Below are 19,135 nucleotides of genomic sequence, written 5' to 3' on the forward strand. Positions count from 1 at the left end.
ATGACCCAGCCCATCCCGCAGTCCGCGCCGCCGCTGCTGCCGCAGCAGTGGAGCAGCGCCTACGTTTCCTATTGGTCGCCGATGCTGCAGGACGACCAGCTCAGCTCGGGCTATTGCTGGTTCGACTACGGCCGCAACATCTGCCGCATCGATGGCCTGTTCAACCCGTGGTCGGAGGAGGATACCGGCTATCGGCTGTGGATGTCGGAAACCGGCAATGCCGCCAGCGGACGCACCCGCAAGCAGAAAGTGGCCTACGGCCGCGAGGCGATGGCGTACGGCACCGCGCTGTGCGACATCCCGCTGGACGACGAAACCGGCCCGTTCCGGCAGCTGTTCCTGCCGCGCGACGTGCTGGCTGCGCATGACGCGCGCTATGCCGGACGGCACACCGTGCTGGGACAGGAGGCCGATGCCTGGACGTATCAGAGAGCGGGCAAGGGACCGTCCACGCTGTATTTCCAGGCCGGCACCAATCTGCTGCTGCGCATGGTCACCGGCGACGACAGGCAGCATGCGTCGGTGCGGGACTTTCCCAATCTGAGCACCGCGATGATACCTGGCGAGATTTTTTCGGCCAGCGATGCATGAGGACTGAGCGCCTTTTGGCGCAAGGGATGGCGCCAAAGGGCGCCATCCCTTTTTTATGCCGCGCCGTATGGCGAGACGGGGAGGCCTAGCGCTTGAGCAGCGTGGCGACCGAGACGTGCGGCCAGACGATTTCCTCGAATACCAGCAGCACGGTCTGCGTGTACTGCAACTGCATGAACTGCGAGCCGTCGGGGCGCTGGACGGTTTCAATCCAGAAAATGGCGTCCATGTGGGTGGCGTTGGCATTCTTGACGATGAAGGGAATGTTGGTGATGCCGCCGGCATCGTTGGTGCTGACCTTCAGGTTGATGGTTTCGACCACCTTCAACTCCAGCTGCTGCTGCTGGTATTGCAGCACGTCCACCAGCGCCTGGTTGGGGTTTTTCATGTCGAAGCCGGGAGGAAACTTGCCGTTCTGGTAGGGATCGGTATAGCCGAATGGCAACGGCTTGCCATCCACCCGATGGGGTTCGGTGCTGGCCGGCGCGATGTGGGGAGCGCGCTTTTCACAGGAGCTTTCTCCCCCTGCCAGCAGCGAATCGCCATGCGGGATGGTGGATTGGCGCACGATGGTGGCGGGTTTTTTCGGGTCGCTGGTGGCGGGCACATGCAGCCAGATGCCGGGTTCGATGTGAATGCCTTCGTCGGTGGCGGCGTCGTTGACCTGTTGCAGATAGGTGAGGCCGAAGATGTCGATGTCGTTTTGCAGCGAGCCGCGGTTGGGCACCGGGCCGCCTATCGGGGTGAAGGCCAGCGTTTCCTTGGTGGCGTTGACGATCAGGCGAAAAGGCTTGTGGTTTTGGTGGTCGGGCACCGCGATCATGTTGTAGCCGTGGCCTACCCAGTTGCCGGCCAGTTCGGCCAAGGGGCCGAGGTTGTTGCGGCTGATGGCTAGCGGCGCGGCTGCGCGTTGGAACAGGTTCATGTCGAATCTCCCTGGTGGATTGCCGAGGCGGGGTGGTCTCCCTTGATATGCAAGCCGGCGGGCCGGAAGTTGGGCCGGGTAATGCTATATAGGTGTTATTACTTAGAATTGATACTTGTTTGGAATATATTCATGTGGTGGTTATAGCCGGGGAGGCATCGATGTCAAGTCGATGCGGATGAGCGGCGCGCTGGCAGGCAGGGGGAGAGACGCGCGCGGCCTGCTGCCGGCAGGTTTTGGCTGGTGCGGTAGGTTAAATCTGTTTAAAAACAGTTATTTATGACAGGTATTTGATATTTCTGAGGCGAACTGTCAGGCATAAGATAAGAAAGCGCCTGAGCCAGGCGCTGTTTCTTTTCCGCAAGCAAAGGAGAGCCAAATGCAAACCAGCATGCAAGAGGCGGTGGTGGTGGTCAAACCCCGCAATCCGCGTCCGGTCCTGGTGCCGGTTCACCTGTAAGCCGGCCGGCCGGGGTGTCGCGATGCGGCCCTCGGTCTGCCGGACTGCCGCGCCGCCGGATTGGCCGGCGGCCGGCTGTCCTGGGAGGGAAGCGACGTGATCCACCAACCGGAAGCGCGTTATTGCCTGAACGGCGAAGTGATTTCGCAGTCGCCGCTGGTGGTGAAGACTGCCGGCGACGAAGAATTGGAGCTGTCCGCCGGCCAGGCCAGCGCGGCGGAAGTGGCGGAACTGGTGGCGCGGCTGGGGCGGGGCTGCAGCCAGGCGGAAGTGCAGGGCGCGCTGCCGCGCCAGTCGGCGGACAGCATCCGCCAGTTGCTGGCCAGCCTGGAGGATTACGGCGTGATCCGCTCGATCGCGCCGGCCGCCGGCAAGACCGGCATGGAAATCCTGCTGGAAATCGAGGACCTGTCCAATCAGCTGCTGTACCGGACGCTGTACCGCAACGAATTCTGGGTGAACTGCCAGAACGCCAGCCGGCCCGGCGACATACCGGAGAAGGTATTCCATGGCATGGTGATCGAGAACTACCATTTCCTGTTCCGCGAAAGCTATTTCGACGCGCCGGTGCTGTCCTACGTGCCCAATACCCGGGCGCGGCTGGCGATGAACGCCTTCTTCGCCGAGGAGTACGGCCATGACGAGCTGTTGCTGCAGGCGTTGAACCGCATCGGCATCAGCCGCGAAGACCTGGCGCGCACGGTGCCGCTGCCGCAGACCATGGCATTGTGCAACGCGCTGGCTTACTGGTCGCACAACGATCCGCTGTTCTTCTTCACCACGCTGGGCGTGCTCGAAGGCAAGGACATCCGCCAGGACTCCTTTCTTGACGCCGGCTACCGGCTGGGGCTGGATCCCGCCTTCCTGCGCCCGGTCAAGGCCCACTCCGACATCAACCTCAAGGGCGAGCACGGCAGCCTCACCCGGCAGATCTTCTCGCAGATCGATGTGGTCGACCTGGAGACGGCGCGTCGCATGCACGCGCAGACCCACCTGTTCGTCGAACTGTACGACGCCTTTTACAGCGCGGTATGGCGGCACTATTCCGGCGACGGCCCGCTGCTGCGCCGCATCGAAGACTACTGAGAGAGGAGGCGGGCGATGCGCGCACCCGGTGTCCACGATCTATTCCACCGGCCGGCCTTGCGGGCCGGCGTGGAAATCCAGGAGCAAGAAGACGGCGTCGCGCTGTTGTACCGCGACCAATCCTGCGATTTGTCCGTCGCCGACGAAGGCCGGCGCGAACTGCTGGCCTTGCTCGACGATCTGCAGCGCGCGCCGGCCAGCATGCCGGAACTGCGCGCCTCCCATCCCCGCATGGCGGCCAGCCTGCCTGGCCTGCTGGAGGAGCTGGACCGGCTGGGACTGGTGACCGAGGCCCGTTTCGAGCTGCCGGCCGACGCCATTTCCGGGCTGGAATTCAATTCGCGGCTGCGCAATCTGGCTCAGCGCGCCATGCGCAAGCGCGGCCGCTCGCGGCTGTACGGCATGCTGGCCGACGGCAGCGCGCCGCGCAATGTGCTGATCGGCTACGCGCTGGAATATTACTGCCTGGTGCGTGCCGCGCCGGGATTGATCGCCTCGGCGCTGTCGCACGCCGATAGCCGGCAGAACCAGCGCTCGCTGCAGCGTTTTCTGATGTCTGAGCTGGACCACGACCAGATGCTGGCGGACAGCCTGGCCAGCGTGGACATGGAGGTGACCGGACTGGAGCATCTGCAGCCGCTGCCGTCCACGTTCGCCTTGTGCTCGGCGCTGGGCGTGTTCGCCCGCCAGCATCTGCTGTCGTTCAAGAGCGTGTTGTTCCTTTTCGAAATGCCGGGCGAACAATTCAATCAGGCGCTGGTGCGCTGCTGCGAGCGCCAGGGCCTGGCGAGGACATTCTGGGAGCCGCTGCTGCGCCACGCCCACATCAACGACACGCTGGGGCACGATGACATCACCGGCGAGCTGCTGGAGGACATCTCGGCCATCGGCCGCGAAGAACAGCTGGTGGTGGAGAAGAATCTGGTGCTGACCGTGGAAACCATGGCGCTGCAGGACGAGGAAATCGTCGCCTACTACAGCCGCGCCGACGCGGCGATGCCGCGCCTCTACCTGTAACAACGCCGACAACGAGGAGCGGGACATGGAAGCCTGGCGCATCAGTCATTACCGCATGCCGCGCCTGGTGCCGTTCAGCGCCCATCTGGCCGAAGACGGCCAGACCGTGGTGCTGGCCGCCGACGCCAGCGAGTACGAAATCAATTTCACCGGAGTGGATGGCGGACGCGTGCTGGACAGCGTGCTGGCAATGGCCAATCCCGGCTCCGAAATCTGGTTCGACATTCATGAAGGATCGGCCCCGTCGTGGCAGCTGTCGCTGGCGCGGCAGCTGGACGAGCTGTCGCTGATCCGCGACGCGCCGGCGGACCATTCCGCGCTGGAGGCGCGGCGGCAGGAGCTGGAGTCGCTGACGCAGCGCTGCGTGGCGCGGCTGTTGGAGGCCACTGCGGCTAACCGCGGCCTTTACGCGCCGGCGGCGCTGGTCATGCTGAATCTGCTGGATGAGCCGGCGCCGCAGGCGGATGCCTTCACGGTGGACGGCATAGGCGCGCCGGAGTGGAGCGACAATTTCGCGCTGCAAACCTTCTACCTGCAAAAGCTGTATCTGGCCGACAACATGCCGCAGTTGATCGGCCTGTGGCGGCGGGTGTTGAACGGTTTCGCCGACGCGTCGGGGCTGGCCGGCCGCGGCTCAGCCAGGCTGCCGCCGTTGGAGCGGCCGGACAGCCTGGGTTTTTACTGCCCGGCCCATGTCGAAGCCTATTTGCTGTGCCTGATGGATTTGCTGCTGCAGGCGCCGCTGCCCGACGCGCGGCGCCGGCTGCCGAGCCGGCCGGCGGCGACCGAGCCGGATAGCGGCGTCAACTTCATGCGCCGCGCCGAGCAGTACGCGCTGGACAGCCTCGCGCAGCTTGGCGAGTCCCGCTATGTGCGGCGGCTGAACGCCGATGGCGCGGGATTCAGCCCGCTGGTGCAGGGCCTGTTCATCGAGCAGTACCACGTCACCCAGCGCTTCGTCGAAATCATCGCGCCGCTGATGACCAAGCGCCTGCGCACGCCGCTCAAGCAGCGGGTGTACCGTTATTTTCAGGAGGAACTGGGCCACGAGGCGTTCGAACGCGCGACCTGCGAGGCATTGGGCGTGCCGCCGGCCTGGCTGGACCAGGCGCTGCCGCTGCCGCTGTTCCAGGCCTATGTCGACGCCTTCACCGTGCTGGGCCGCTACGATCCGATAGGCTACCTCGGCTCCATCATGGTGACCGAGGGCATGCCGGGCGTGGACAATCCGGTCCACCATCGGCTGGAGGAGCTGGTGGAGGGCCGCGCCGACTATCAGCGCGTGGCCAAGCGCCACGATGATCTCAATCTGGAGCTGAACCACGCGGCATTGTCGCGTCTGTTTTTCCGCGAGATATCGGTACTGGCGCCGCTGGCCCAGCAGCGGGCGCTGGGAAATCTGGGCTATTTGCTGGAACTGAATCTGCGGGCGATGGACCAGGTGGCTGATTTCTATGGCGCGCAAAGCCGCTTGGCCATCTGCTCGCTGGACAGCTATGCGACGCGACATGGCCAGCGGTGACGCCTACGAGGCCTGCGTCAATCCGGCCTGGCGCGAGATTTTGCGCCAATGCGGGCTGGACGCGCAGCCCGCAGCCGCCGACGGCAGCTGGCTGCTGCGGGACGACGGCCGCCGCCTGCTGGACTTCGTCGCCGGCTACGGCGCGGCGGCGCTGGGCCATAATCCGCCGGCCTTGTCGGCGCTGCTGGCGCAAGACTTGATGGATCCGGCCCCCAATCTGCACCCGCTGGGCTGGTCGGCTCCCGCTGGCGAGTTGGCGGCGGGCTTGCTGGATTTGGCGGGCCTGGCTGGCGGCAAGGCGCTGTTCGCCAGCAGCGGCGCGGAGGCGGTGGAAGGCGCGCTGAAGCTGGCGCGTATGGCCTGCGGCAGGGCGCGCGCGATAGCTTTCGAAGGCGGTTTCCATGGTTTGACGCTGGCCGCCACCCAGCTGGCCGGCAGCGATTTCTGGCGGCAGGGCTTGCCGGAGGACGAGGCGCTGCTGAGGCTGCCGTGGGGGGACCTTGCCGCGGCGGAGGCCGCGCTGGCGGCGAACGACGTGGCCGCGGTCGTGCTGGAGCCGGTGCAGGGCAGCGCCGGCGCGCGGGCGTGGCGCGCGGACGCGCTGCATGGCTTGGCGGCGCTGTGCCGCCGCCACGGCGCCTGGCTGATCTACGACGAAGCGCAGTCAGGCCTGGGACGTTGCGGCGCCTGGTTCGCCTACCAGGCGCTGGGCGGGCCGCCGCCGGACATGCTGCTGCTGGCCAAGGGGCTGACCGGCGGCATCGTGCCGGTGTCGGCGATACTGTTTCGCGACGCGATCTATCAAGCGGTGTTCGCCCGGCCCGGCTGCGCCAAGATCCACGGCTCCACCTTCGGCGGCAACCGGCTCGCCATGCGCTGCGGGCTGCATATGCTGGCGGCGCTGCGCGGCATAGACGCGCCGGCCAGGGCCGCCGCGCGCTCGGCCTATCTGCGCCGCGCCTGGCCGGATGGCCTGTTTGCGCTGGAGGGCGCTGGGCTGATGCTGGCCTTGCGCGCCACGCCGCGGGCGAAGCGGCGTTTCGGCGAGCAGGCCGCCGGCGCCTTGTGGCTGCAATTATTGTCCGAGGGCGTGCTCACCGCGCCCGCCGCCCATGATGCCGACGCGCTGCGGCTGCTGCCGCCGCTGACGGTGGGCGAGGACGAGCTGGACTATTTCCTGGACGCGTACCGGCGCGCGCTGGCCGCGCTGGAAGAAGAGGAGGAGATGCCATGAAGACGGCGCACGTATTGTTGGCGGTGCTGGTGGCCGCGATCTGGGGCCTGAGCTTCATCGTGGTGAAGATAGGGCTGACCCAGTGCCCGCCGCTGCTGCTGGCGGCGCTGCGCTTCATGGTGGTGTTCGCGGCCGGGGTCTGGCTGTTTCCGCGGCCGACGCTGCCGCGGCGGCTGTATCTGCGCGCCGGCTTGTGCCTGGGCGTGATCCAGTTCGCCGGCCTGTTCTCCGCCATCAAGCTGGGCATGCCGGCCGGCATCGTGGCGGTGCTGGCCCAGGTGCAGGTGTTCATCACCCTGCTGCTGGCCGCCGCGCTGTTGCAGGAAAACCGCTCGGCGACGCAGAAGGCGGTGATGGCGCTGGCCTTGCTGGGCGTGCTGCTTCTTGGCTATGCCCGCTACCATGACGCCTTGCCGCTGTTGCCGCTGCTGCTGGCCTTGATGGGCGCCGCGGGCTTCGCCTGGGGCAATATCGAGCTGAAGCGCTCCGGCAAGGTGGACATGTTCGGCTTCACCGTATGGATGAGCGCGGTGCCGCCGCTGCCGCTGCTGGCGCTGTCACTCGCGCTGGAGGGCGGACCCGCCGCGGCATGGAGCGCGCTGGCCCATTTTTCCTGGATCGGGCTGCTGGCGCTGCTGTTCCTGGCATTGATCGGCACGCTGTTCGCGCTGGGGAGCTGGGGCAAGCTGCTCAGCCTGTACCCGGCATCGCTGGTGGCGCCGTTTTCCTTGCTCAGCCCGGTGTTCGGCCTGCTGGGCGGCTACCTCATTCTGGGAGAACGCTACGACAGCCTGAGCATCCTGGCCTCGGCGCTGATCGTGGCGGCGCTGGCGCTGAACATTTATTCGGGCCGGCTAGCCGCTTGCAAGAGTTGGCTACAGCGCGCCCACCTGGCCATCAAGGAGCTTCCACACCGATGAAAGACGATAGGCTGCAAATCTCCACCGACAAGCACCGGCTGGATGTCGGTTTGATCCATGCCTTCCTGCGCGACCATGCCCCCTGGGCCAAAGGCATCGCCCGCGCCACCGTCGAGCAGGCGATAGCCGGCTCGCTGTGCTACGGCGCCTATCTGGGGGAGCGCCAGGTGGGTTTCGCCCGCGTGGTCACCGACCTGGCGACTTTCGGCTATTTGTGCGATGTGTTCGTGGTGCCGGAGTGCCGCGGCCGCGGCTATGCCAGGCAGCTGATGCAAAGGATGGCGGATGAGCCGGCGTTGCGTCGGCTGCGCCGCATGGTGCTGGTCACGTCGAACGCCCATGCGGTTTACCTGCCGTTCGGTTTCACCGCGTTGGAGCATCCGGAGCGGTATATGGAGCTGCACCGGCCGGACATCTATTTGAAGGGGGCCTAGCCGCGCGGTTGCTGGGCGCAATGAAAAAACCGGCTGCCGCCGGTTTTTTTTCATGCCTATCGCAGCGCGTTTACTGCGGCAGGATGTTCGAGGCTTGCTTGCCTTTCGGGCCGGAGATGACGTCGAAGCTGACTCTCTGGCCTTCCTTCAGCGACTTGAAGCCGCCGGTGTTGATCGCGGAGAAGTGAGCGAACAGATCGTCGCCGCCTTCGTCCGGAGTGATGAAGCCGAAACCTTTTGCGTCGTTGAACCACTTTACGGTGCCAGTTGCCATTGCGTGTCTATCCTATTCGTGTAGCGGGCAGATGCCCTGTCAGCATCATATTCAGGGGCAGGGCGGAGTTCAAACCCTTAAGCGCCGGCATAGACTGATATTAAGGTCAGTAACTACGTTTTAGCAGCGGATCCCAGACGGATGAGCGCCGAATTCCGGCGGCATGGCAGCCTGGCGCGCGTCCGGGCCGCGCGTGTGCCGCCGGCCGCGGCCACAGGCGGAGCTTTCCGTTTTGACCCGCCATCAGCGTGATTGGGAGGCGTGGCTGCGGTGGCAGGTTCCCGCCGCGATGGCGCGGCGGCGCTATGGAACGGCGATGCCGTCGCTTCTTTGCAGCCAGGCGGAGAATTCGTCCGCCGGCAGCGCTTGGGAATACAGGAAGCCTTGCGCGTACTGGCAGCGGTTGGCGCGCAGGATGGCAGCCTGCGCTTCGGTTTCCACGCCTTCGGCGATCACCTCCAGCCCCAGCTTGCGCGCCATCATGATGATGGCTTCGCACAGCGCCAAATCGCGCGCGTCCTCGGCGATCTGGCGGACGAAGGACTGGTCTATCTTCAGGTAGTCCAGCCGGTAACGTTTCAGATAAGACAGCGCCGAATAGCCGGTGCCGAAGTCGTCCAGCGCGATGCGGATGCCGGCAGCGTGATAGCGCTCCAGCGCCTCCTGCACCGCGTAATCGGCGCCCAGCAGCACGCCTTCGGTGATTTCCAGCACCAACGCGTCGCCGGGCACGCCGCTGTCCGCCAGTTTGCGCAACCAGTGCTGGTGGTTTTGTTTTTCGCGGAAATGCAGGGCCGACACATTGATCGATATCCGGAAGTCGGGCCGCAGGGTTTCGCGCCAGATTCGGGCGGCGCGCAGCGCTTCGTCCAGCACCCACTCGGAGAGCTCGCCTATCATGCCGCACTCTTCCGCGATGGGAATGAAAGCCGCTGGCGCGATATTGCCTTGCTGCGGGTGGCGCCAGCGCAGCAGCGCCTCCGCCTTGTGCACGCGTCCGGTGCCCAGTTCGACGATGGGTTGATACGCGAGCAGCAGCTGCTTGCGCTCAAGCGCCTCGTGCAGGCCGCTGGATATCCGCAGCCGGACTTCGGCGGCTTTCTGCATGGCCGGCGCGTAAAAGCAGCAGCGGTTGCGGCCGGCGTGCTTGGCGCCGTACATCGCCTGGTCGGCGTTGCGCAGCAACTCGTCCACGCTGGCGCCGTCGGCGGGCGACAAAGCGATGCCTATGCTGCCGGTGACATAGCAGGTCATGTGCTCCAGCTCGATCGGCTCGGCCAGCCGCGCCAACGCTTTCTGCGCCACCTGATCGACATCGCCCAGCGTTCCGATGCCGCCGAACACGATGCAGAATTCGTCGCCGCCCAGCCTGGCCACGGTGTCGCTGGCGCGCATGCAGCTTTGCAGCCGCCTGGCCACCAGCGCCAGCACCTGGTCGCCGACGCCGTGGCCCAGCGAATCGTTGATGGTCTTGAAGTGGTCGAGGTCCAGCAGCAGCACCGCCACCATGCTGCCGTGGCGCGCGGCCTGCGCCAGTTCGTATTCCAGCCTGTCGTGCAGCATGCGGCGGTTGCACAGGCTGGTCAGCGGGTCGTGCTTGGCCAGAAAGTCCAACTGCTCCTGCACCGCCAGCACCGAGCTGATGTCGGAAAACACCAGCACGTAGTTGCCGATGGCGCCGTCCAGACCGGGTACGATGCTGATGCTTTCCCAGATGCAGAGCGCGGCGCCGTTCCGGTGCAGATAGCTGGCGTTGCCTTGCCACATCTGCCGCTCGCCATGGCGCAGCTGCTCCAGGAAGGGCGCGCTGTGCGGGACTTGGTACAACGCGTCGATGCTGGGCCAGGCTTTGGCCTCGTCCTCGGCGTAGCCGGTGAGCTGGCTGAAGGCGGGATTCGCCGATATCACCTTGCGGCCGGCGTCGAGGATGGCGATGCCTTCGGCGGTGGATTCGAACACCGTCACCGCCTGGCGCAGCCTCTCCTCGGCGCGGCGGCGCTCGGTGACATCCTGCATCACGCCTATGATGCGGCCGCCGCGTTCGCCGTCGTCGAAGCGCTTGCCGTGGGCCTCCATCCAGCGGACATCGGCCTGGTCGTCGGCTCGCAGGCGGAAGCTGACGTTGAAGCTGTCGCCGCCTTGGCGGGTGCGGTTGATCGCGCTGGCCACTTCGGATTCGTCGCGCGGGTCGATATGCTGCAGGAAGCTGCGGATCGACTCGCACAGCACCGAACTGAGCGAACGCATGTCATTGCCGTTCAGGCTGAATACATTCATCTGGTCGATTTCGACATGCCATTCCCACACTTCCAGCTGCGCGGCCTCCATCGCCTTGCAAAAGCGCTCCACCTGTTCGTCGCTGCCGCGCTGGATGCCGAAACGCACCATCGCCATCTGCAGCGTGGCGTGCAGTTCGCGCGGCGATACCGGTTTGACCAGATAGCCGTAGGGCAGCGCGCTTTCCGCCCGCTGCAAGGTGGCGTCTTCGGCATAGGCGCTGAGGAAAATGATGGGGATCCTCAGGCGCTGGTGGATTTCGCGCGCGGCTTCCACCCCGTCCATCGCGCCTTCCAGGTGGATGTCCATCAGCACCAGGTCCGGGCGCAGCTCCAGCGCCTTGTCTATCGCCTGAGGGCCGCTGGCCACCACGGCGCACACCGCGTAGCCCAGCGCCTGCAACTGCAGCTGCAGATCCATCGCGATGATGCGTTCGTCTTCGACGATCAAAATGCGGAAGTTCATCAGGCAGGCTCCATTGTGCCGAATACCGGGAAGCGAGCCTCGAAGCGCACGCCCGGCTGATTGTCGTGCAGGCTCAGCTCCGCTCCCATCTGTTCCGCCAGCATAGGCACCAACTGCAACCCCAGAGATTTGGATGGTCCGGGGCCGGATGGTGTCGGCATGCCGATGCCGTGGTCGCCGACCACCAGCAGCGCGTGCTTGTCGTCCAGCAGCGACAGGCGGATGTCGATAGATCCCTTGCCCGCCGGATAGGCGTGCTTGAGGGCGTTGGTCAGCAGTTCGTTGATCAACAGGCCGCACGGCGTGGCGCGCTGCAGTTCGATATACACCAGCCCTTCCGGCGCGTCCTGCTCCACCTGCAACTGGCTGGTCAGCAAGCCGTAGCTGCTCAGCAGCAGCTGGTTGATGCGCTGCAGGTATTCGCCCAAATCCACTTTGGAGAAATCCCGGCGCTCGTATAGCAGCTGGTGGATCAGCGACATCGAGCGCACGCGCGCCTGGCTGTCCTGCAGCACGTGCCGCGTGCTTTCCTCCTCGACGTAATGGGTCTGCATGTTCAGCAGGCTGATGATGACCTGCAGATTGTTCTTCACCCGGTGGTGCACCTCGTTGAGCAGCGTGGTTTTTTCCTGCAGCGCCATCTCCAGCTGGCGCTGAACCTGCTTGCGCGAGGTGATGTCGACGATGCCGGCCAGCACCATCGGGCCGTCTTCGGTTTCTATCGGATTGAGTCCGATCTCGATGGGAAACTCGACGCCGTCCTTGCGCAGGCCGAACAGGTCGCGGCCTACGCCCATCGGCCGCGCTTCGGGCCGTTGCAGGTAGTTTTGCCGCAGTTGCCCGTGCTGGCTGCGGAAGCGTTCCGGCACCAGGTTTTCCATTCGCATGCCATGCAGTTCGTGCGATTCGTAGCCGAACAACGATTCGGCCAGCCGGTTGAACAGGGTGATGGTGCCGGCGGCGTTTACCATGATCATGGCGTTGGGCGCTTCCTGCACCACTTGGTGGAAGCGCTCTTCCAGACGGCGGCGCGGGCCGATGTCGCGGGTGATCTTGGCGTAGCCGCGCAGCACGCCCTGTTGATCATGCAGCGGCTTGAGCAGGATGTCGGCGAGAAAGCGGCTGCCGTCCTTGCGCATGCGCCAGCCTTCGCCGGCATAGCGCCCATCCTGGCGGGCGATGGCGAGTTCGCTCATCGCCCGCGCCTCGGCGTCGGTTCCTGGCGGATAGAATAGGCTGAAGTGCTCGCCGATGATTTCTTCGGCGCGGTAGCCTTCCATGCGCTCGGCGCCGGCGTTCCAGCTGCGGACACGGCCCTCGGTGTCCAGCAGGAAGATCGCGTAGTCGTCCACGCAGCTGGCCAGCAGGCGGAAACAGGCATCGCTTTCGCTGATGCCTGGCAGGATGGCGTTATCGATAATCGACATCGTGGTTCCCCATGGCGCGTTTGGCATCGGGTGAGGGGAGGCGCCGAACAGCGCGCGGCGGCGCGGCATGCTCCGGCGAAGCATCCACTTATAAGGGTATGTTCTTGTGCCGCGGGATGTGCCTAGTAGTTTTACTAGGTGCAAATACCAGCGCCGTAGCGTGGCCGGGCGGCATGCGCAGCCTGAGCTGGCGCGGGCTGAGCCCCAGCATCTGCCGGCACAAGCGGGTGAGCGCGCTCTGGTCGGAAAAGCCGCAATTGGCGGCGATGTCGGCCAGCGGCTGCCGGCTGTGCTGAATGGCATGGCAGGCGGCTTCCATCCGGGTGCGGCGGATGAACTCGCCGGCGCAGACCTGGAACACCCGCTTCATGCGCCTGTCCAGCTGGCCTATGCTCAGTCCGGACAGCCCGCATAGCTCTTCCAGCCGCAACGGCCGGTGGTAATGCGTCTGGATATGGTCGACGCAGGCGGCGAAGCGCTCGTCCAGCAGTTTTTCGCGGGTCAGTTCGGCCAGGTCCCGGGAAATGCAGACCAGGCCCAGCAACTGGCCATCGGGATGATAAAGCGGCTGCTTGCTGGTGAGGCACCAGCCGGGCGCGCCGTCGGCGTAGACGGTGAGGTCCAGCCGGTTGCGCAGCGGCCTGCGCTCGGCGAATACGGCCAGGTCCTGCAAGCGGTAGCGGTTGGCCATGGCGCTGGGAAACAGCTCGTGGGCGGTGCGGCCTTCCGCCTGGCCGCGGTGGCGCAGCGCGCAGCGCACCACGCAGCCTTCGCTCATCGCCAGATAGCGTCCTTCGGTGTCCTTGATCGAGAAAACCACGTCCAGCAGGTGGTCGAACAGCGCCGCCATGGCGCGCGCGGCCGGCAGGTCGCTGATGATGCTGGGTTGCGGAAGCTGCATGAGCATGTGGGCCATCCTCGGATTGCGTGATTAATTCCATCAAATGGGTCAATTATTACAATGGCATTTGTTGAAAATAACATGGCCTACATTCATGAGGTTTGCAAGTTTCCTCGCGCACGCGCTACGAGAACAGGCCGCGCGTGCGGCGCGGCCTGTTCTCGTTTGGCGCAAGCGCTTACTCGTAGCTGGCGCTGACGGTGACGTTGGCAAAGGGCTGCTTGGCCTGCAGCGTCAGGTAATACCAGTGTCCGCCCTGCGGCGCGGCGATGGCCACGGACTCCTCGTTGCCGGCGGAGGCGGATGAAAAATCATAGCTGCCGGTGGTCGGGTAACGGTCCTTGGCCACGTAGAGGTCGACGTCGCCGCTGCCGCCGCTGGTCCACAGCTTCAGGTTGCGCGCGCCGGCCGGCACCAGAATGGCGAGGTAAGCCGCGCTGGACGAGGCCTGGCCGCTGATCGAGCAATTCTTGCCCAGCCGATTCGGGTAGCCCTCGTCGCATGCCGGCAGGCCGGAGGCGGGCGGCAGCGGCGGCTGGCCGGCGGTGGAGGCGTTTTGCGTCCAGTTGGCGAACTCCGCGTCGTAGCGGTTGCCTATCTGCCGCATCTGGCCCATGTAGCCATCGTAATCGCCCTTGCGCCACAGCGGCAGCATGGCGTCGATGTCGGCGCGATGGCGCTCGAACATGAAGCGGGTGGCCATATAGCCCCAGCGGTAGGCGCGGGGGACGTAGTCGGCCATGTCGTAGGTGTTGCCGTAGATCTGGCTCAGCTTGTAAGTGCCGGTCTTGGCGATGTCGATGGCGGTCTGATTGTCGTTGCGCAGCGACAGGTACTCGGCCAGGCCTTCAATCCACCACACGGTGGGCTGGCGGGTGGCGGCGGCGAAGTCGCCGTACATGTCGAAGCGGCCGTCCAGGTAGTGGATGTATTCGTGCTCCAGATTCCATACCTTGAACGTCGGCCGCAGCCACGACGCTTCGTGGGCGATGAAGCGCGCCTGGTTGCCCGGATCGGCCGGATTGCCTTCCAGATACATGCCGCCGTTGTCGGTGCCGATGCCGTAGATCACGCCGGCGTACTTGGAATAATTGTCGTAGTCGTCGAACACCACCACCTCCAGCGAGGTGTTGTTGTCATTGGCCACCGGTTGGTTATGCGTCTGCAGCATCTGGTGGAAGTACGATTCCTCTTTCTGCAGCAGCGCGCACGACGACTGCATCTGCTCGGTGGTCATTTCCTGCGCGCGGATATGGATGGTGGGGCTGCAGGTGTAGCGGTTGGCCAGGACGGCGTCGGCAAGCCGGGTCTCGAAATTGCAGGTGCCGTACTCGGAGCAATTGGCATTGTCGTAGTACTTCACCGCCTCGGCTGCCGCCAGCCACAGCTCGTTGTCGGCGCCGGTCATGCTGCTGCCGGCCAGGATGGCCTTGGCTTGCGGCTTGATGGCGGGCTTGAGCGCCGGGTATTGCATGAAGCGCAGGCCCTCGCGGGTGGCGTCACCTAATTGGTAGGCGCTTTCGGTGCCGATCAGGCTGGCCTTGTCTGCCTGGACGAATTGCGTCAGCGCGGCGGAGTAGCTGCCGTCGTTCTGCAGCAGCGGCGCGGCGTTGGCGCGGCCGTGGGCGTAGAAGAACACGGTCAGCGCGCCGGTGAAGCCCTGCGCCGCGGTGGTTTCGCGCAAGGCTTGCGCGGCGGCGGGATTGGCCGCGCCGTTGGTGTAGCGCTGGACGATGGCGCGGATGGACGGCAGGTAATAGGCCTCGTCCGCCATATTGGTGATCAGCGTCATCACCTCGTTGGCGGTGGTGGGGGCCTGGGCGTTGGCGGCGAACAGCGCCGCGCCGTCGGCCAGTTGCTTGATGCCGGGGCGCAGCACGGTCTGCAGGTTGGCGTCCAGCGCCGGCAGGACGCCGGTGCTGGCCAGGTAGTAGCCGGCGCGCAGGTAGAGCGTCAGGTTGACCAGCGCCATCGACGAGGCGTTGTAGCCGGCGGCTTCCTGGGCGAAGCGGCCGGCGACAGCGTTCAGATTGCCGGTGCTGTAAATGGTGGCGGCCAGTTTCTTGTCCAGCGAGAACAGGCCGTAGCCGCAGGTGTAGTCGGGCAGCGTGGCCAGGTAGTTGGCCAGATCGGCGCCGCTGTGGCTGGCCAGCGCGTTCATGTCCTGGCATTGCGGCGTGGCGGCGTGGCGCGCCAGTTTTCTCTGCGGTTTGCCGATCACGGTGCGGTTGTCAGGCAGGCGGTAGCGGGCCTGGGCGTCGGTCGGCGGGCGCTGGCGCCACAGGCGCGGCGCGGCGGCCTGCTGCGGCCGGGCCTGCGCCAGGTGCGGGGTTTTCTGCAGTTTTTGTTTTGGCGCGGCCTGCGCGGGCAAGGCCAGCAGCGCGGCGGCCATGGCGGCGCAAAGCGCGGCGAGAGGGATTTTATGCATATTCGTCTCCGGAAACCGGGGCGGCGCCCCGATGTCCGCCATCATGCCCAGCGCACGCGCCGATTTCTTGGCGCGCCTCCGCGCCGGCGCGCGCAGATTTGCCAAATCCCTCCGGGCGCGGCCGCGTCGTTGTTCGCCAGCCGATCCCGCGCCAGTCCGCTGCGGGCTGACGCGTGTTTTGTCCTGTAGGCGGGGGCCGCGGCTTAAGTGTTCGTACTAGCTTGAATTAACAGTTTGGCTTGGCAATAAGTAATGACAGGCGCGGCGTAGGACACCCGCCGGCCCCGTGCGAGGACTCGACAAAAGTTTTGGCAAGCTTGGATGGAAGTCGGCGCGGCCAGGGGCGCGCGCGGCGAGAGCCTTTTCCCCGTTCTCTGTTGACCATGCCGGATCGGCATCCGGCTATCTGGGAGTTCCCGCCATGTCCGTTTCCGATTTGAAGAATGGTTTGCCGTTGGCGGAGCACTGGCTGCCGCTTGCCGGCGTGCGCCTTGCCGCCGCGGAGAATGAGGTGGAGCGGAGCGCGTTCGGTTATGTCCTGAAAGTGCAAACCACCATGAAGGCGATCTTGCTGAACGATCCTGAAAACGGCGAGAAGCTTGTCCGGGCCAAGCAGTTGTTGTCGCAGAGCCGCTATACGTGGGGAGATTTGTTCGAGATGGAGGAGCTGTGCGTGGAACTGGCCCGCGACGACATGCTGGCCATGATCCGCCCGGCCGATATCGATTTGTCGCTCGACATGAGCGAAGGCGATGGCGTCGCTTCGGCGCAGGAGGCGGCGAAGCAGCCGGCGGGCGCCCCCGCCGTTTCGCGGGCGGCGCTGAGAGCCGCGGTGTTGCTTGGCCAGCAGCGTTTTTTCCGGGCGCTGAGACGCGAACGCGCATTGGACAGGCTGCGTTTCCGTTTGGGCAGGTTCACCCTGGCGCTGCTGTTGCTGGGGGCGTGCTATTACTGGTTGTCTGTCGGCCGGACGGATAGCTCCTTGGCAGTGGCCGCCATTTTCGGCATTTTGGGCGCTTATGCGAGCATATTGCAGCGCATTCAGGATGTGGGCAATAAAACCAGCGGCAATGGGCAGTCCGGCGCGAGCGTCGCCATGCTGATGGATGGCTCCTGGAGCCTCTATCTGGCGCTGGCCAGCGGGGTGCTGTTCGGCATTCTGGGATTCTGGCTATTCGCCGCGGGCTTGGGCGCCGCTTTTTTGAGCAGCGGTTTGGCGCCGCAGTTTGGCCCGCATGAGCCATCCTCCGACGTTTTGCCTTATCTGCTGCGCGGCGTCGATTACGGCAAGATGGCGGTCTGGGCGTTCTTCTTCGGTTTCGCCGAACGTTTCATTCCCGATTTGCTGACCCAGCTGGCCAAAAGCGGCAGCGCCAACGACGATGCGGGATCCGGTTCGGCGAAAGCCGGCAGATAGGGGCCGGGCGCCCGGCCGGTCATGGTTCCGCCACGACCACCTGGTTGCGGCCCCGCCGCTTGGCGGCGTAAAGCGCGTGGTCGGCGGCGGCCAATAGCGTTTCCAGCGAATGGCGCTCTTCATTCAGCGCGGCGACGCCGAAGCTAGCGGTGACAGTCAGGGCCTGGCCGTGGGGCAGGGCCAGCGGCGACGCCTGCAGATTGGCGCGCAGCCGCTCGGCCAGGCTGACGCCGCCGGCTCCGCCGCTGTGGCTGGTCAGCACCACGAACTCCTCGCCGCCGTAGCGGCCGAGCAGGTCGCCTTCGCGGCAGGTTTGCTCGGCGATGGCGGCGACGTGCTTCAGCACGGCGTCGCCGGCGTCATGGCCGTGGCTGTCGTTCACCTGCTTGAAGTAGTCGATGTCGAACAGGATCAGCGCCGCCGGCGCGGCGTTGCGGCCGGCGCGGGCGATTTCCGCCTGTGCCGCCTGGGTGAAGGCGCGCCGGTTGGCGATGCCGGTGAGGAAGTCGACGCTGGACACCTCGGTCAGTTCTTCTATCAACCGCTGTTTTTCTTTTTCCAGCCGGCTTTTTTCCACGCTGTTGCGCCGCAGCGCCTCGATCGCCGCCAGCACTTCGCCGATTTCGTCCTTGCGGCGGCCGGCGGGAATGTCGGCGTCCAGTTTGCCGTTGGCGATGGCGGTCAGCAGCGTGGAGGCTTGCAGCAAAGGCTTGGCCACTTGCCAGCGCATGTAGGCGAACAGCCCGGCCTGGCTGATCAGCGCCAGCAGGCCCAGCGCGGCGGCGAGCGCCAGATGCACCAACGCTCGCCGGTGGCGGGCCTGGGCGGAGGCGACTGCCTCGGCGATCATGGTGTCGCGCAAGCTCACGATGGTGGCCATGGTGGGCACGTAGCCGGCGGCGAAGCCGGCCGGGCCGACCTGGTAGACCCGGCCCTGCCGGCTGGCGAGGAGGATGGCCTCCACCATGGGCAGGCCGGCGCGGAAATAATGGTCTTCCATCGCCTGGGCGGCCTGCAGCGTGGCGGCCGATGCTTCCGGCACGTTGATGCGCAGGCGCAGGGTGCTGTGCAGCTGTTCGATGCGGCCGCGCAGGATGTCCACCGCCTGGATTTCCTCTTCGGTCAACGGGCGGTTTTCCGTCAGCGCGGCGGTCAGCTGCGAACCCAGGCGGCCGGCGTATTCCCTCAGCTCGGTGGCTTGGCGGGCGCCGGCCAGCGGATTGGCCAGTTGCGGATAGATGCTTTCCGCCCGGAACGACAACGCGGTCACCGCCTGCAGCACCGGCGGGATCGCGTCGTACATCCGGCGCACCGCGTCCATGATCTGGGTAGACGCGCGCATCGGCAGGCCGGCCACGCGGTCCACCCGGACGCGGGCATCGGCCAGTATCGCCTCTCCCTGGCGCACCGAGCCCATGGCGCGGCGATGGTCGTCGGACGCGGACGACGATAGCTCGCGCCGCAGGGCAAGCAGGGCGTGGTCGCTGGCCTGGCGGGCATGCTGCAGCCGCTTGCGCCGGCCGTCATCGGGCGGCGAGCCCAGCAGCGAATTGGTCGGGCCGCGCTCCAGCGCGATCTTCTCCACCGTCACCATGGCCAGATGCGCCACCTGTATGGCGTCCAGGCCATCGTCGGTGGCATGGAAGACCGCCCATTCGCTGCTGATGATCCATGCCAGCGGCAGGCTGATCAATACGAACAGGGAGACGGTGGCGATGATGAAAATATGGGACAGGCGCATGTATCGTCGATTCGGA

The 19,135-nt window shown here is 65.6% G+C and carries 15 protein-coding genes; 8 read left to right on the top strand and 7 right to left on the bottom strand.

Annotated elements, in window-relative coordinates; all coding sequences use genetic code 11:
- A complete protein-coding gene (gene vioE, locus U6115_RS08070; RefSeq protein WP_043574802.1) occupies nt 1-591 on the top strand; it encodes a violacein biosynthesis enzyme VioE in 591 nt (196 codons plus the stop codon).
- A gap of 85 nt (nt 592-676) precedes the next feature.
- Here vioE and U6115_RS08075 read toward each other — a convergent pair whose 3' ends face one another.
- Complete coding sequence (locus U6115_RS08075; protein ID WP_047237237.1) at nt 677-1,516, bottom strand: heme-binding protein; 840 nt, start codon at nt 1,514-1,516, stop codon at nt 677-679.
- A 556-nt stretch (nt 1,517-2,072) separates the two neighbouring features.
- Here U6115_RS08075 and U6115_RS08080 point away from each other — a divergent pair.
- The 6 genes from U6115_RS08080 to U6115_RS08105 are packed head-to-tail and all read left to right on the top strand — an operon-like array spanning nt 2,073 to nt 8,189.
- Nucleotides 2,073-3,062 (top strand): iron-containing redox enzyme family protein, encoded by a 990-nt coding sequence (locus tag U6115_RS08080; protein WP_197465955.1) that lies wholly within the window; start codon nt 2,073-2,075, stop codon nt 3,060-3,062.
- A 15-nt stretch (nt 3,063-3,077) separates the two neighbouring features.
- Nucleotides 3,078-4,079 (top strand): heme oxygenase-like domain-containing protein, encoded by a 1,002-nt coding sequence (locus tag U6115_RS08085; RefSeq protein ID WP_043574611.1) that lies wholly within the window; start codon nt 3,078-3,080, stop codon nt 4,077-4,079.
- Nucleotides 4,080-4,104: 25 nt separating this feature from the next.
- On the top strand, nt 4,105-5,601 hold the full coding sequence (locus U6115_RS08090; RefSeq protein WP_043574614.1) for an iron-containing redox enzyme family protein: 1,497 nt from the start codon (nt 4,105-4,107) through the stop codon (nt 5,599-5,601).
- The gene (locus U6115_RS08095) at nt 5,588-6,835 is read left to right on the top strand and encodes an aspartate aminotransferase family protein (protein WP_052258017.1); all 1,248 of its coding nucleotides are present in this window, start codon (nt 5,588-5,590) and stop codon (nt 6,833-6,835) included. The genes U6115_RS08090 and U6115_RS08095 overlap by 14 nt, the downstream gene beginning before the upstream one ends.
- Nucleotides 6,832-7,755: an EamA family transporter gene (locus U6115_RS08100; protein WP_043574616.1), complete on the top strand. Its 924-nt coding sequence runs from the start codon at nt 6,832-6,834 to the stop codon at nt 7,753-7,755. The genes U6115_RS08095 and U6115_RS08100 overlap by 4 nt, the downstream gene beginning before the upstream one ends.
- Complete coding sequence (locus U6115_RS08105) at nt 7,752-8,189, top strand: GNAT family N-acetyltransferase (RefSeq protein ID WP_043574618.1); 438 nt, start codon at nt 7,752-7,754, stop codon at nt 8,187-8,189. Before U6115_RS08100 ends, U6115_RS08105 begins: the two co-directional genes overlap by 4 nt.
- 70 nt (nt 8,190-8,259) lie before the next feature.
- Here U6115_RS08105 and U6115_RS08110 read toward each other — a convergent pair whose 3' ends face one another.
- The 5 genes from U6115_RS08110 to U6115_RS08130 form a co-directional block, all read right to left on the bottom strand.
- Nucleotides 8,260-8,463 carry a cold-shock protein gene (locus tag U6115_RS08110; RefSeq protein ID WP_043574620.1) on the bottom strand — a complete coding sequence of 68 codons (204 nt, stop codon included), beginning with the start codon at nt 8,461-8,463 and terminating at the stop codon, nt 8,260-8,262.
- Between the two features lie 303 nt (nt 8,464-8,766).
- Nucleotides 8,767-11,205 carry a two-component system response regulator gene (locus tag U6115_RS08115; RefSeq protein WP_043574622.1) on the bottom strand — a complete coding sequence of 813 codons (2,439 nt, stop codon included), beginning with the start codon at nt 11,203-11,205 and terminating at the stop codon, nt 8,767-8,769.
- Nucleotides 11,205-12,632: a sensor histidine kinase gene (locus U6115_RS08120; protein ID WP_052258018.1), complete on the bottom strand. Its 1,428-nt coding sequence runs from the start codon at nt 12,630-12,632 to the stop codon at nt 11,205-11,207. Before U6115_RS08120 ends, U6115_RS08115 begins: the two co-directional genes overlap by 1 nt.
- An 88-nt stretch (nt 12,633-12,720) precedes the next feature.
- On the bottom strand, nt 12,721-13,539 hold the full coding sequence (locus U6115_RS08125) for an AraC family transcriptional regulator (protein WP_230623352.1): 819 nt from the start codon (nt 13,537-13,539) through the stop codon (nt 12,721-12,723).
- 172 nt (nt 13,540-13,711) lie between these two features.
- Nucleotides 13,712-15,961: a M9 family metallopeptidase gene (locus U6115_RS08130; protein WP_043574624.1), complete on the bottom strand. Its 2,250-nt coding sequence runs from the start codon at nt 15,959-15,961 to the stop codon at nt 13,712-13,714.
- 286 nt (nt 15,962-16,247) lie between these two features.
- Between U6115_RS08130 and U6115_RS08135 the strand changes: the two genes are divergently transcribed.
- Nucleotides 16,248-17,378, top strand: a complete 1,131-nt coding sequence (locus tag U6115_RS08135) for a hypothetical protein (RefSeq protein WP_146008352.1) — start codon at nt 16,248-16,250, stop codon at nt 17,376-17,378.
- Between the two features lie 19 nt (nt 17,379-17,397).
- Here U6115_RS08135 and U6115_RS08140 read toward each other — a convergent pair whose 3' ends face one another.
- Nucleotides 17,398-19,119, bottom strand: coding sequence for a diguanylate cyclase (locus U6115_RS08140; protein WP_043574629.1), 1,722 nt, complete (start codon nt 19,117-19,119; stop codon nt 17,398-17,400).
- Nucleotides 19,120-19,135 lie beyond the last annotated feature (16 nt).

The organism is Chromobacterium subtsugae (assembly GCF_035919665.1).
GTDB classification, from domain to species: domain Bacteria; phylum Pseudomonadota; class Gammaproteobacteria; order Burkholderiales; family Chromobacteriaceae; genus Chromobacterium; species Chromobacterium subtsugae.